Annotated in this window: 11 protein-coding genes and 1 riboswitch; of the genes, 2 read left to right on the top strand and 9 right to left on the bottom strand. The window is 57.0% G+C overall.

Annotation, left to right across the window (positions count from 1 at the left end; all coding sequences use genetic code 11):
• Positions 1–39: 39 nt before the first annotated feature.
• Entirely contained in the window at positions 40–1,647 is a 1,608-nt protein-coding gene (gene cntA, locus FE782_RS10770; RefSeq protein ID WP_138194096.1) for a staphylopine-dependent metal ABC transporter substrate-binding lipoprotein, read from the bottom strand.
• A gap of 630 nt (positions 1,648–2,277) precedes the next feature.
• On the opposite strand from cntA, the gene FE782_RS10765 reads away from it, so the two are divergent.
• Positions 2,278–3,117, top strand: a complete 840-nt coding sequence (locus tag FE782_RS10765; RefSeq protein ID WP_338016887.1) for a DUF2935 domain-containing protein — start codon at positions 2,278–2,280, stop codon at positions 3,115–3,117.
• Between the two features lie 17 nt (positions 3,118–3,134).
• Here FE782_RS10765 and FE782_RS10760 read toward each other — a convergent pair whose 3' ends face one another.
• Together FE782_RS10760 and FE782_RS10755 are read right to left on the bottom strand one after the other, a co-directional pair.
• Positions 3,135–4,088, bottom strand: a complete 954-nt coding sequence (locus tag FE782_RS10760) for an EamA family transporter (protein WP_138194094.1) — start codon at positions 4,086–4,088, stop codon at positions 3,135–3,137.
• 111 nt (positions 4,089–4,199) lie between these two features.
• A riboswitch (purine riboswitch) is annotated at positions 4,200–4,312 on the bottom strand.
• 131 nt (positions 4,313–4,443) lie between these two features.
• Positions 4,444–5,226, bottom strand: a complete 783-nt coding sequence (locus tag FE782_RS10755) for a helix-turn-helix domain-containing protein (RefSeq protein WP_138194093.1) — start codon at positions 5,224–5,226, stop codon at positions 4,444–4,446.
• Positions 5,227–5,351: 125 nt separating this feature from the next.
• On the opposite strand from FE782_RS10755, the gene pyk reads away from it, so the two are divergent.
• Entirely contained in the window at positions 5,352–6,767 is a 1,416-nt protein-coding gene (pyk, locus tag FE782_RS10750; RefSeq protein ID WP_138194092.1) for a pyruvate kinase, read from the top strand.
• A gap of 65 nt (positions 6,768–6,832) precedes the next feature.
• Here pyk and FE782_RS10745 read toward each other — a convergent pair whose 3' ends face one another.
• From FE782_RS10745 to FE782_RS10720, 6 genes are all read right to left on the bottom strand, one after another.
• Complete coding sequence (locus tag FE782_RS10745) at positions 6,833–7,480, bottom strand: metal-dependent hydrolase (protein ID WP_138194091.1); 648 nt, start codon at positions 7,478–7,480, stop codon at positions 6,833–6,835.
• A 125-nt stretch (positions 7,481–7,605) separates the two neighbouring features.
• Positions 7,606–8,631 carry an alpha/beta hydrolase family protein gene (locus tag FE782_RS10740; protein ID WP_138194090.1) on the bottom strand — a complete coding sequence of 342 codons (1,026 nt, stop codon included), beginning with the start codon at positions 8,629–8,631 and terminating at the stop codon, positions 7,606–7,608.
• A 22-nt stretch (positions 8,632–8,653) separates the two neighbouring features.
• Positions 8,654–10,096, bottom strand: coding sequence for an MFS transporter (locus tag FE782_RS10735; RefSeq protein ID WP_158299335.1), 1,443 nt, complete (start codon positions 10,094–10,096; stop codon positions 8,654–8,656).
• A gap of 94 nt (positions 10,097–10,190) precedes the next feature.
• Positions 10,191–12,008, bottom strand: a complete 1,818-nt coding sequence (locus FE782_RS10730; protein WP_138194088.1) for a hypothetical protein — start codon at positions 12,006–12,008, stop codon at positions 10,191–10,193.
• Between the two features lie 13 nt (positions 12,009–12,021).
• Complete coding sequence (locus FE782_RS10725; RefSeq protein WP_138194087.1) at positions 12,022–12,474, bottom strand: hypothetical protein; 453 nt, start codon at positions 12,472–12,474, stop codon at positions 12,022–12,024.
• Between the two features lie 99 nt (positions 12,475–12,573).
• Positions 12,574–14,187 carry an extracellular solute-binding protein gene (locus FE782_RS10720; RefSeq protein ID WP_138194086.1) on the bottom strand — a complete coding sequence of 538 codons (1,614 nt, stop codon included), beginning with the start codon at positions 14,185–14,187 and terminating at the stop codon, positions 12,574–12,576.
• Positions 14,188–14,239 lie beyond the last annotated feature (52 nt).

Below are 14,239 nucleotides of genomic sequence, written 5' to 3'. Positions count from 1 at the left end.
AAAATAAAAAGGGGTCGGCTCCCCTCTTTATTTGTCGATCTATTCGAAATACATGTTCTCGAACGGAAGTTCGAATTGCGTTTGTTTAAATGTGATGCCTTGCAGATTTTTCGGCGCCACGACCGTGACGCTGCCGTTCGTGATCGGGATGAAAACCGCTCCGTCGTGAACGATCGTTAAGATGTCCGCATATAACGATTTCCGCGCGGCCTCCTCCGTGGATACCGTCACTTGACCGATTTTTTCATACAACTCCTCCGCTTTCGCAATGCCGCTCGTCGTATGTAGATAAGAAGCTTCGGAAGTAAACGCTGCAATCGTGCTTTGCGGGTCGTAAGCCAGCCCCCAAGTTTGATTGAACAGTAGGTCATAGTCGCCGGTCGATCTCCGATTCGCGATCGAAGATGATTCCTCGCCGACGAGCTCCAGCTGCATTCCGATCTGCTTCGCCGTGCTTTGAATAAATTCCGCTTGCGACTTCTGGGACGAAGAATTGACGTCATAGTATAGACTCATGGACAACGGAATCCCGTCCTTGACTCGAACTTCGTCGTCGCTTCCCGACAACCAACCGGAACGCTCAAGAATGCTTTCCGCCATGTCCAAATCGAAGTCGCGGCGCTGAAGTTCGACGTTCGCGTAATTGACGTTAGATGCGAATAAGGTGTCGGCCGCCGTTTCCGTTCCGTTGAAGATGCGCTCGCTGATCGTGTCCCGGTCGACTGCATACCAGAGCGCTTCGCGAACGGCTGTTTCCTTCACCGGACTGTCGGCTTTGCTGCTGTTCGCCACGATCATCTTCGTATTCATCGGCTCGCTTCGAACGAACTGGAAGTCCCCGGAGCTTGCCAAGCTGTCCATCGCTTCCACGTCGATACTGTCCGCCCCTCGATCGTCCGTAAACACGAAATTTACTTCGCCTTTCAGCAGCGCCAAATACGTCGTCTCGCCCGCCGGAAGAACTTTCGCCGTAATCTTCTTCACGCGCGGCGCGCCGTTCCAGTAGCTTTCGTTCGCCTCGAACACAGCATATTGCTCCGCTTTATGTTCCGTTAATACGTAAGGACCTGTTCCATGATGTCCGTTCACGCCGTTCTTCGTTTCCCCTCCGACGAAGTCTTTCGGCGAAAGAAAGACGAACGGCCGCGTCATCGATAACTCTAGCAATGTCGGATAGTATGGTTCCGATAAAACCAATTCGACCGTATGCTCGTCGATTGCGTTGCAGCTCGTAATCATAGTCGATAGTTTGATCCAAGCATGCTTCTCTCGATTCTGTAGGACGGCTTCGATGTTTCGCTTGACGGCTTCCGCGTTGAAAGGCTCTCCGTCATGGAACGTCACGCCTTTCCTCAAATAAAAACGATACACCTTGCCGTCCTCGGAGATGTCCCACGATTCCGCAAGCAAAGGCTTTATCCCTTCCTTCGTATTTTCTACGAGCGACTCGTAGACCATCCCTTGCGCCGGCATGGAGCCCGTATACAAATGGGGATTCATATCGTTAATATCCTTCGCGGTAGCGTAAGTTAACTCTTGGCCGAGGTCGGCGCCGTCCGCGCTTCCTGCCTTTCCGCCGCTACAACCCGCTAGCGACAAACACGCAATGATCAACAACGCGATAAAGATAACCGTCTTTCTACTCATAACATCCCCCAGTTTGTAAATAGTAATGATTACGATTTATACTCAAGTACGATAATAACCACGATTAGAAAAACAGTCAATACAATTCGTAATAATTACGATTAAACTCATCACCTCATTTAAACTTGTCGGAATGCACAAAAAAACCCGCAGCAACCTATGCGGGTTTGACGATCTCTTCTGATCCCCTGCCTCCTTCGTTAGACGACCGGTAAACTTTTCAAATATTCTGCATGGGAGCGAACCTCGTTCACCTCAAGCGGCCCCCTTTCTATAACATTAACCTTCTTAACCTTTAACGCCGCCAAGCATCATCCCTTCGGTCAACCTCTCGTACCGCTCTAACTCCCGGGTCGCATTTCGGTTTACATCGTCGAGAATTTGCGTCGAGTAAGCGCTAATTTTCTCTGTGATGCTTGCTTCGTATTTTTATTAGCGGCCCCTCGCTTGCAAAAGAAGATTCGTTAATATGGTTTATTAATAGTATCGTAAGTTATTTCCGTCTCGCCGTGAATTCGAGTTCGCATGAAAGAAGCCGCCCGATATCACTTGGACGGCTTTCCCTAATGGCATGAATCATAAACCATAACAATCTGCAATAAACATACACAAAACGAATCCGAACGGAGCGTGATCGTCGTGTCCGCCAAACCGCCTTTGTCCCCGTGGAACGAGCACTTGTTTTGGATCGGGATCCTAGAGGATCATGCGGTGTTCGTGATCGACCACCTGTCGGCAAGGGAAACCCGCTGGGCGGAAGCGGCCCATGACTACGTTCAGGCATTCGGTCGGCTGCGCACGCAGCTCCAGGCGTTGGATGCAGCGCTCCCTGTCGACAATGAAAGCATGATCGACTTCGCTCGCATTGCACAGCCCGTAGCTCATGGTTACTACCGATTCGAGGGAGAGTTACAGCGTCTAAGGATAAGCAATGCCATTGATCTCCAGCTGATGCCGGTTTACTTTAACGGAACCCTGCTTGAAAATGAGGAGTACCTTCGTATCCTCGGATATTATGTCAACGGCAAATCGTATCCGCCGAAGTCGCTTTACGGCTTACTCGACATGTGGCTGGAGGATCAGCTCGGACATGCGGTTCTGCTGTACGATCATATCGACCCCACAGAGCTGCCGACGCTGCAGCAAACGCGTACATTCATCGATGCGTTCCAAGCGCATATGGCGAAAAATCGCGCGATCGGCGGCTTCCTGCGATTTACCCCGCCTGGCTTCCCGGTGCAGCGCAAGTTTGCGGTTGACGTGTCGGTCACGTCCATAGCATTCTATTCGTTCGTAGAACGAACGATCGAGCGGTTCCGTCACGATGAGCTTCTCGGCAGACTCACCCTGCGGTTCCTCGAACATCATCTGCCCGAAACGTGTTATTTTCTTTACCAGCTCTCCCGCTTCGACCCACGCATCATTCCGCCTGAAACCTGCTATTTGTGGAAGCCTAACGTTTCGAAATAAATCCTCGCAGCTCATTCTCAAGAATACATCGTATTTGACCGCGGGAGTCGCAATTTGCGAAGCTCGGGCAGCACGACGCCGATGAGCACGACGATCACGCCGATCCACTGCAATACGCTCACTTGCTCGCGGAGCACGACCGAGGACATGAGAACCGCCACCGGAAGTTCGGCCGCACCGATCATGCCCGCCATCCCGCCGCCGATGTGTGGCACGCCGAACGCGAATAACACGGGCGGAATGAATGCTCCAAAGAAGCCGAGCAGCAAGCCGAACGCTAGAAGCTGACCCCAGATCAGTCCGTTGAAGAGGAACGTCGGCGGGAATAGGAAACACAGCAGAATCAGCCCGCCGGTTACCATCCAGGCGCTCCGGTATACCGGATGCGCGTCCGGCACGGCCTTGCCGCTAAAGAAGACGAACAGCGAGTAGCTAACTGCCGACGCCATGCCCAATGCGATCCCCCAAACGTTGAAATCGCCAACCCCCTGCTCTAAGAACCCTGCAGCAAGCAGCGTACCGCCGAATAGGATCAGCAGCGTCAACAGCGTTATTTTATCGGGTCTCCGGCGCTTGCCCGCCGCCTGAATCAGCACGCTGATCCAGGTGAACTGAAACAACAGGATAATGGCCAGCGATGCCGGAATGTACCGAAGCGATTGATAATAGACGAGTCCGGTAATGACGTTCGGCGTACCCGCGGCCATTAGCATCAGGCGGTGTTTCCACGTCAGCCGCTGCAAGTCCTGTACCGAGTCTGCCCCGCCTTCCCCTCGGCCCGCTTCGCGCGCCTTCCTGACTTGTTTGAATTTGGTGTATAGAGCGAGCGTCCACGATAGGATAAATCCCGTCAGAAGCTGACTTCCGACCACTTCTCCCAGCTGATAGCCTTGCCCGTAAGCCAATACGACGATTGTTGATAATATGCCATAACTCATGGCTCCTGCGAGAACGGCCACATAATATTTCATTGCTCAGTACCCCCTGTTGTCTAGAATTGCTGTGATATGTCGTTCGTGCCCGGTTTCGCATGTCGGCTGGAACGCAAAAAATCCTAACCCCGTCGCTTGAAACGAGCGTAATGCTCATTTTCATAGCTACGTAGTTAGGAAGTTAAGGCTCCCTGTAGAAACCCTCGCCCTGTGTACACGGCATTGGCCTGCGAGGTTATACGAATGGAATATGATATTTGTTCGCTTATGCGACAACGTTTCATATATTACATGGCAGGTAAGATGCTGTCAACCCATGCCGGCATATTAAATCATCAGAAGAATGAGGCAAAGGTTGGAAAGCGTTCGCGCATTAAGCAAGCAAGCGCAACCTTTACCTACGCGCGCTCCTGAAGAAAGAAGGCGGATGTCCGGCGATTCGCTTAAACATTCGTTGGAAATAGGACAGGTCCGAATATCCTACGAAGTCGGAGATCTCGCTCAATGTCAGCAGCGATTCATTCAGCATATACTTCGCGGTGCGGATTCGGGCATGATGAAGATATTCGCTGATGGTCTGCCCCGTCACCCGGCGAAACAAAGTCGCGGCATGGTTGGGACTTTTCCCGATATGTTCGCCAAGCTCCTGCTTCGTCACCTTTTCCCTGTAATGATCGAGAATATATTGCTTCATGCGTTCGACGTTACGTATGACGTCGGACGCAACCGGACCGCGGTCAAGCTCCCGGTTCCAGATCACCAGCAGCTCAAGCAGCAGCGCCCCTGCCATCGCATCGGCGTGAGGGATCCGATCCTGCAGTTCCGTATGAAGAGCCTTCAAGCGTTCAAGAACCAGATCGAACGCGCCGACTTTCGATTTCACCCATCTCGCGGTTCCGAGAACGGGGAGTGAATATGGCTCCTGCGCGGGGGCGACGGAGAACCGCACGACATACTTTTCGTGGACGTTCGTCGGCACCCCTTTTCCATAAAATAGCGCCCCGGCGGGAATCAGCAGCAGTTCGCCTTTGTCAAGAATGACCTTCTCCTGCTCGGCCCCAAGCCAATAGACGCATCTCCCGTAGGACACCGCGACAAGCGTCATATCGTTCGACGGCGCTTCAGACTCGTACCAACGGTCGCCTCGGTCCGCGCGAACTTCGCTCACAACGAACATACCGGAACGCTCCCCTTTCCATTCGCTTGATCGTACCATATTACATGCATAATACTATACTTCATAGATCATGGTAATCATCTGCAATACAATGGGAAACATGTAACCAAGGAGGCGGTACTACAGTGCGAAAAACGAAAATCGTCGCGACAATGGGTCCGGCTTGCGATTCGCCGTCGGCGTTGCGAGACATGATCAGATCGGGTATGAACGTGGCGAGATTGAATATGGCGCATGGCGACTTCGAAGAGCATCGAGGGCGCATCCGCAAGGTTCGAGCGGCTGCCGAAGAGGTCGGGGCGATCGTTCCGATCTTGATGGACATTAAGGGGCCGGAGATTCGGATCGGGAAACTTCAAGCGCCGTCGTACGAATTGAAGGCGGGCGACAAGCTGACGCTGACCACGGAGACGATCGAGGGAACGGCGGAACGCGTTTCCGTGACCTACATGGAACTGCCCCAAGTGATTCGACCCGGCGGAAAAGTATTGATCGACGACGGCTTGTTGGAGTTGTCCGTGGACAGCGTCGAAGGCACAGAGGTCGTCTGTACGGTGACAAACCACGCATTTCTTAAGCCGCGAAAAGGCGTCAACCTGCCAGGCGTGAAAACCACGTTGCCGGGCATAACGGAGCGGGACATCTCCCATATCGATTTCGGTATTGCGGAAGGAATTGATATTCTCGCTGTATCGTTCGTCCGAAATGCGAAGGACATTATGAAAATTCGAGGCATCCTGGAGGAAAAAGGGGCGTCTCGCATCCAAATCATCTCTAAAATCGAAAATGAAGAAGGCGTCGACGAACTCGATGCGATTGTCGCCGCATCCGACGGCATCATGGTAGCGCGCGGTGACCTCGGCGTCGAAATTCCGACGGAGGACGTTCCGATTTTGCAAAGACGAATGATCGAACGATGTAACGCTGCGGGAAAGCCTGTCATTATCGCGACGCAAATGCTCGATTCGATGCAAGTAAATCCGCGGCCGACTCGGGCCGAGGTAAGCGACGTGGCGAACGCCGTGCTGCAAGGAGCGGATGCCGTGATGCTGTCGGGAGAAACGGCAGCCGGCAAATACCCGCTCGAATCGGTGCGGATGATGGCGAGCATAGCGATAAAAACGGAGGCGACGATCGATTACGGCGAGCGGTTTTTGCTGAAGCCGCACCGAAGCGAGGGCATCACCGAAGTCGTCAGTCGCGCCGTCGTCAACGCATCGATCGAGCTTGGGGCAAGAGCGATCGTCACCCCGACTTGTAGCGGATTTACCGCTAGAATGGTTTCGAAATATCGGCCATCCGCGCCGATTCTCGCCGTCGCGCCGGACGATCATACGTTGATGGCATTGCAACTTCTATGGGGCGTATTTCCTGTTCGCGGCGTAACCGCGGAGACGACGGACAACGTAATTGCTTCCGCACTACGCGAGGGCGGTCAAGTCGTGCCCTGGCGATCAGGCGATATCGTCGTCATTACCGCCGGCGTACCGGCCGGAAAGTCCGGTTCGACGAATTTGATTCGGATCCATCAAGCGGAGTAATGGCAAGGATAAAAAACGAGCCCGTACGCGGTAATTCCACGCATGCGAGCTCGTTTTTTGGATGTTTACCTTGGGATAAACTTAAATGATTTCTTGTACAGCGGAGACAGCCACTTCACGCCGTTCGGGGTCAGCATGTCCGCGAGCAAGTGGGATGCATATCCGGCAACGGCGGTCGCCGTCACTCCTGGTATACCGATTTGCTTTTCCAACCCCCACCCGATCGTTCCCCATATCAGAAGAGCCCAAACCGTATGCGTCATCCCTCGATGCTTCAGCCATGGAACCCACGCCACGAAACCGCCGAGCTCCATCAGCCACGCTTGACCCGATCGAAGGCCGGCGTACATCAGACCGAGCCCGACGATACTGACGAGCGCGTTACGGATCGTGCCCTGCGACGTGACGAGGCTGAGCAGCAGCACGACGACAGCGATGGACGAATACTGAAAGGAGAACCAATCCTCGAAAACGAACCAGTACGCATTCGCAATCACAAGGAGAATCCCGGACCAGAGGGCGAACCCGCGCAGCCACCGGGACAACTTGCCCAGCTTCCCGCTTAACAAGCTAGGACCGTCCAAATCAGCGGCCAAGGCCGAAAATGACGCCACGAGCATATAGACGGCGCCGTGATTTGGGTGGAACGGATAATACAAGGTAGAGGCTGCTCCGATAGCAGCGCCGATGGCGAGATGCGTCGATCCTTTCATGATTACCTCCGCTGACGTTCGATGCAAACATATGTTTGGTAATCCTATTATAACCGAAAACTGAAGACATGCAAAATCTATTCAGGGTCCCGTTCGCACGCCTCCCCTTGATACCCCCCGTCCAATCAGACGGTTCGCTGCAGCCAGTCGTACGCTTGCGCGCCGCTGATTTCATGTTCCCCGTCGAACGCGTCGCACGCCAAATTCGAAGGAACCTCCAGCAGAGCGTACGCTTCGCGAATCCGTTCGAACGCTTCGAGCGCTGCGGATAGCGGGAATATGTTGTCTTTCGTCCCCGCCTCCATCAACAGCGGCCTCGGCGCAATCAAACTGACGATATCCGGCATTTCGGCGAACTCGCCCAATCCGGGAACGTAGTTGTCGATGCAATGGTCGATGCCCAGGATACTGGCCTTAAATGTATTGACGTACCCGCTGACCACAGTGGACTTAATCCGTTCGTCCAAAGCCGCCGTGAAGGAAGCTACGAGTCCGCCGCCGGAAATGCCCATGCAGCCGATCCGTTCCGCGTCGACGTCTTCTCGCATGCATAAGTAATCGACGGTTCTCATCGCTTCATAGACGCGGTGGCCAGCCATCGTGCGGCCCATATGGAGTAAAAACTTGCTAAGCCGATCGCAAGAAGAATACTTGTCGCGCTCGTACTCGTCTCGCAATCGCCGATCGCCGAAGCCGAAAATTTCCGGCGCGACGACGATAAAGCCCCGCTTCGCCAGCTGAACCCCGAAGTTTTTCTGATACGTCGGCCGATCGACGATCGACTCGCCCGCGGGCGACAGCCCTACGACCTCCCTGCTGCCGTACCCGTGTCCATGGAACGCGGCGACGGCCGGAAGCCGCGCGCCTCGCGTCTTGCTCCCGGTGGGCAGAAGCACGTACGCCGGACACCGCAATCCGTCGTACGTCGTAAATTCGACGCGCTCTCGAACGTACCCGTCGCATTCGACGCGTTCAAGCAGCTTCGGCTCCAATGCCGCGGGCCGAGCCGGAAAGCCGCCCAGACGTTCCGCGAACCGTTCCCGCAGTCGATCCCGCCACGCCTTCCATTCCTCCGCGTTCCCCGCGGCGAATCGCAGCTCCGGGGTTACGCTCGCGTACAAGGATTCTATATATTCATCCGGATGCCACATGCCAATCCCCCTCCTATCATGATTATCGGTCTGTAAATTCCTTCGGTCGGAATCGCGCCTCCCGCATCCACCCCCGCCAGACGAGCGCTAGCAGAACGAGCATCGCGGCGGTCCACCAGCCGGTCGCCTCGGTCCAATCCAGACGCTGCGCGGCGAGGCCGAGCCCCATGACGGGGAGACTTACGCCAACATACGTTATCGCGTAATACAGCGAGATCAGGTCCGCCCTTGCCGCATCCGGCGAAATGCGATTCACCGCGCCGAGACCGACGGCGTACAGCGGCCCGTGGCCAAGGCCGACGCAAGCCGCGCTCGCGACGAGCCAAGCCGATGACGACGCCGCGTTCGAGAGGAACAAGCTAACGAGACCGAACGCCATGAACGCGCAGCCGAACGACGCGGCGACGGGAACCGGCATCTTCTCCATCGAACGCTGACCGAGAACCGACAGCCCGAGAACGAATGCGGCCGTGCATCCCGATACGAGATAACCGGAGCGGCCGACCCATTCGTCCAGGTAAGACGGCACTACGCTCAAGAAGAGGCTGACGGCCGACCAGGCGATGAAAGAAGACGCCGAAGCGGTCGCGAACGGCAAGCGCAATCCTGGCGGCACGAACGGCAGATGCAGCCGGCTTCGGGGCACCCGCTCCGTTCTCATCTCGACGAATGCCAATCCCGCCATCGCGGCGGCGAGCATCAGGAGATGCAAGGCGTACGGGAGCACTGTCGGCATCGGCGCGAATTCCGCCAGAGACCCGGACGCGACGGGACCGAGGGCGTTGCCCGCGGTGACCATCGCCGCGGCGGCGAACGCCGCCGTTCGGCGATCTCGGGTCGCGTGCAGGTCCGTCATCGCGCCGACCGCGACGCCGTTGAACATGCCCACCGCCACTCCCTGCATCGTCCTGGCGGCCAACATCCACCCGTACCCGTCCGCGACGGCCAACCCCAGCGATCCGATCGCCGCGAAGGCAAGGCCGGCGCCCAGAATGCGACGCGGGCCGAGCCGATGCGCCATCTGCCCGAACAGGACGATCGACGGGATGACCGGGAACGCATACGCCGCGAAGAGCGCTGTCACCATAGCCGGGGTTAGATCCCATGTTTCCTTATAGATGGAATAAATCGGCGAAGCCAGATTAATGCCGAAGATGACGACGAACAAGCAATAAGCGACGGTGCCGTAAGCCATCGTTTCTTTCCTGGCGTCGCGCGCCCGGACGGACAGCACCTCCTGCATCGCTTCCAACCGGGACAACAGCGTGGACAGCGTACGGTCGTCGGCCTTCGCGGAAATTTTCATCCAAGCGAGCGCAGGATCCCGGTCCGCGCTGACCGTCAGCCGGTCGATGTTGCAGTCCGCGAGCGCGAATTGAGCGGAGATGCCGGCCAATACGCCGGGACGGTTGCGGACGAGCGCCGAAATCGTTCGACTCCCCATATTCCCCATCGGATTCCCCATCGGATTCGCTCCTTCGCGCATCCCTCGAATGCGTTATCTTCCAATCGTATGTCTCGTGCATGATCTTCCATGCGTACGAGGATCGACAGCCCGCTCACCTCTCCCCGTCATACCAACCTTGGCCGTCCAAGTAAGCCAACACGTCTTTGCCGATGCGCTCGATCGTTCTCGGCGACCTCCCCTCGCCGAAGGCGGGGGAACACGCCCGATCAACCGCGCCGCCCGGCGAGAAATCCCATATTCTCGGCGGCGTATCGACGAAGTCCGGCGTCGCTCTCCACCATTCCCGGCCGTCTTCGAACCCGTAATGCCGGTTGACGATGCGCTTGACGCCGCCGTTCACGTCCGGGCCGCCGTATTCGATGTCGGTGCCGCGCGTGCCCATCAGCACGTCGGCCAATTGCATGAAGTTGCGGAGCGCCTTCAGACGGATCGACGGAAGCGGTTCCTTCATGCCGAGCCGCGCCCCGGGGTACAGGATAACCTCCCCTGCGATCGGTTCGGCTAAATAGTCGGCGCCCCGATGTCCGAACGAATTCCACACCGTGAAACCGTGAATGCCCGTCATGAACGCCTCCATCGGCCAAGTGAACAAAGTCAGCAAGTCGCGCGATAGATCGCCGATGACGTTCCCGCCGTAAATCCAGATCGTGTTGCCCTTCGCCTTCATGCTAGGCACGCTATCGGGAAACCAGCTGAACATCCCCTCGCCGACGACCCACAGCTTACACATGTCGGCGAACCGGTTCCGCGAGTGGGTTCCATAGTGGTTGCTGGAATCCATCCGATAGACGAAGGAGACCGGCGTCGCGTCGAAGACGCCTTCGATGAGGTCGTAATACGCCTCCATCGGCTCCTCGTCGTGTTCGTACCAAATTTCGTCGATCGTGAACGGATAAAACCGGTATTGTTTCTTATGATTCAAGAAAACCTCGAACGTCGTCTCCGTCCAACCCTTCTCTTCGAAATGACGTACGAACTCCGACAAGATGCGCCTCGTTTCCGTCCGATATCCCTTCTTGCCCCACTTCTCGAAGCGTGCCGGCCACTCCAGGTTGAACGGCAAGTACATGTACTCCAGAGGATACGCTCCGCGCTTCGATCCCGCGAACGCCGTGCCGTCCAAATACGGGCCGAAGTGACGGTCGAACAGCTCCCAAGACTTGACTCGGATGTTCTTGCCTTCCCCTTCGAGCTCAGGCGCGAACGAGGGCGTCACTTTGCCGGAATGGCGGTATCCGAGATGATGGTACACCGCTCGATGCTCGCGGGCCATGCGGACGACCTTCGCTTCCATCTCGAAGAAGGAGCCGTCCTCGTATCGAGCGGGATTGTCCCGCAGTTCCGGAAATTCCGGAGAGATCGAATCGGCGTACGCGTTCAAATCCGCCGTCATCCTGCTTCGGTTCGGTACGGTCACCGCGTATATGCGCAATTGCAGCTCGAACTCCCGCTCCTCATCGTTCGCGCGAACCGCGAAGGTGCCGCGGTAAGCGCCGGGCGCCAGTCCCGGCGGGACGAACCAATCGACCCACAGCGCCCCCGCCCGTTGATCCGGCATATACCGTTCGTCCAGCGGAAGGCGGAACGGGAACGCTTCGGACATCGGCACGAGCAGATCGGGCACCAGCTTTCCGTTCGTCCGATGGAACCACTCGACGTAGACGTCCGTCTCTCCGGCGGACAGCAAGGCGCCGTCCTCGCCGCGCAAGTCGCGGAGCTCGAGGGCGAACGACGTGACGGGCGCGCCGGACGTCTGCACGACGATCTGGAACGAGACGTATTGATTCGTGCCCGCATGCAATTCGACGATTGCCTCGCAAATTTCCAAATCCGATGCATGGTCCCGCTCGACGAACGTGCCGGTCAAGCCGTCTATCCGCGCATAGTCTTTAATCGCGAAAATTCGCATGACGAGCCTCCTTTTATAGATCCGCGACGACCGCGAGTCCGGCGATCAGCTCCAAAGCGCCCACGATCTCGGCGTCGCTGTTTCGTACCGGATAGTAATAATGCGTCGTCCCCGCGGCGGGGTCTTTGCGGATCGGGCGTTTGCCGCGCGAATATACCGCTGCGAGCTCCGCGCTCGTGCGCGTCCGCGTCCATCCCTCGAGCGGGAGGGACGACCCGGCCGCGACCGGCACGGACAAGCCCGGATTATCGGGATACGCCTGCCAGAGCACGGCGTACAGCTTCGCCCCTTCCTCGATTCGCTCAAGGAACGCCAGCGCGCGCTTCACCTGGATGAACGCGTCGAAGTCATAGTCCGTATCCCCGGCGCGATCGAGCAACATGCCTTCGAACGCGTCCCCGTCCAAGTACATCAAGCCGATTCTCGCTGCGCGATCCGCTAGTTCCCGCAACGCCTCTTGCGTCATGGCTGCGCCTCCTCATTTTCCAAGTCCGTTCTTCAGTGGAAAAAGAGAGGGAGCGTCCCCCCTCCCTCCCCTCCATGCGGCCGCCGCGGCGACCGTCGCTTATTGCCAGTGCCCTTCCACGCCCGCCTCCGCGATCTTCGCGTTGACCTCGTCGATGACGTCTTGCCCGCCGCTCTTCAAGAAATCGGAGACCATGGCGTCCCAGGCGTCCATCGGCTGATCGCCGATAATCATCTTCGTCTGCTCGTCGATGAGGATCGTTTGAAGCTCCCAGTATTTCGTATTATACATCTCCGAATTGATGCTGTTCGTCGGATCGATGTACACGAATTTCGGCTTCGACCACATCTCCACCGACTTGTCGACGAATGCTTGCTGCAGCGGCGTCGAGATGCTGCTTCGCATATCGACCGCTTCGTCGCTCGGTGCCCATTCCGCAGTCATGAAGTATGTCTGAGGGCGGTTAGGCGCGCCTTGCTCGGTGAGCACTCTAACGCCGTCGACGAAGTCGTACCCCTTGCCGAGTCCGCCGTACTTCCAGTCGAAATCGGGATTGTCCGGGTTCGCTTGCTCCGTCGGGATGAAGGCGGCGAAGAAATCGGTCATCTCCAGAATGCGCTTTACCTTCTCCGGGTGATCGGCGAGCTCCGCGCTCAAGGTATGCATCAAGTAAAAGCCGGACAACCCTTGATAGCCTTGCGATCCGTCCGGCGCCACGAACGGAGGAAGCGGCTCGATGGCGGCCTTCGGATCGGCCGAAGCCAGCTGCTCGAACAACCCTTTGCCTCCCGGCGTACCCTCGTAGTAGATGCCGGCTTTTCCCGTCCAGAACAAGTTGCGCGCGTCTTGGTACGTCATGATCGGCCAATCCTTGTGGACGTATCCGCCGGCGTAGGCGTCGCGCAGGAACTGAATACGTTCCTTGGAACCGTTGGAGATGATGCCGGGGATGAGCTGCCCGTTATCGTTCTTATGCAGCCACGTGCCGCTGTCGTAGTAAGCGCCCATCTGCATTTCGTTATCGATCCCGCTGCTCATGGCGAAGCCGTACGTGTCGTTCTTGCCGTTACCGTCCGGATCCTGCTCGGTGAACGCTTTGGACACGGCCAGCAGCTCGCTGTAATTCGTCGGCATCGAGAGGCCCAGATTGTCGAGCCAGTCCTTGCGGATGAGCGGCGAGTTCCGGTACTTCACGCGGAAATACTGCGGAATCGCATAGATGTTGCCGTCTACGGTCAGCTTCGCCAGAACGTTGTCGGGAATCAGGTTCAGCGTCTCGTATTCGCCGGATTCGAAATATTCGTTAAGCGGCAAGAACGCGCCCTGCTCCGCCCATTGGTAGAAGTTGGTTGACGGTCCTTCGAACCCGACGATGTCCGGAATGTCGCCGGACGCCATCAAGACGGACAGCTTCTGCTCCGCTTCGCCCATCGGCACGAGCTGCGGCTTGAAGTCGACGTTGAATCTCTCGTTGATCGCCTGTAGTCCTTCGCCGTCATTGGGCGGAATGGCGGCCCACACGCCCTTGAACATGGAAATCTCGAACTTCTCGGGGGCGGGTTCCGCGGCGGGCTGCTCCGCGACGGGCGCTTCCGTTTCGCCTTCGTCCTTCGGCGTCTCCGTCTCCGTTGCGCCTCCCCCGGTACAAGCGCTGAGCAGCAAAACCACGGACAATCCGACGACCATCCCTTTCCTTTTGTTGCCGTTAACCATGTGTACCCCTCCTCGATTCGATTCGTACGCACCCTTTTACCTACCGCCAATC

It is taken from the genome of Paenibacillus antri (assembly GCF_005765165.1).
Lineage (GTDB): Bacteria > Bacillota > Bacilli > Paenibacillales > YIM-B00363 > Paenibacillus_AE > Paenibacillus_AE antri.
This window is presented reverse-complemented; position numbering and strand designations above follow the sequence as displayed.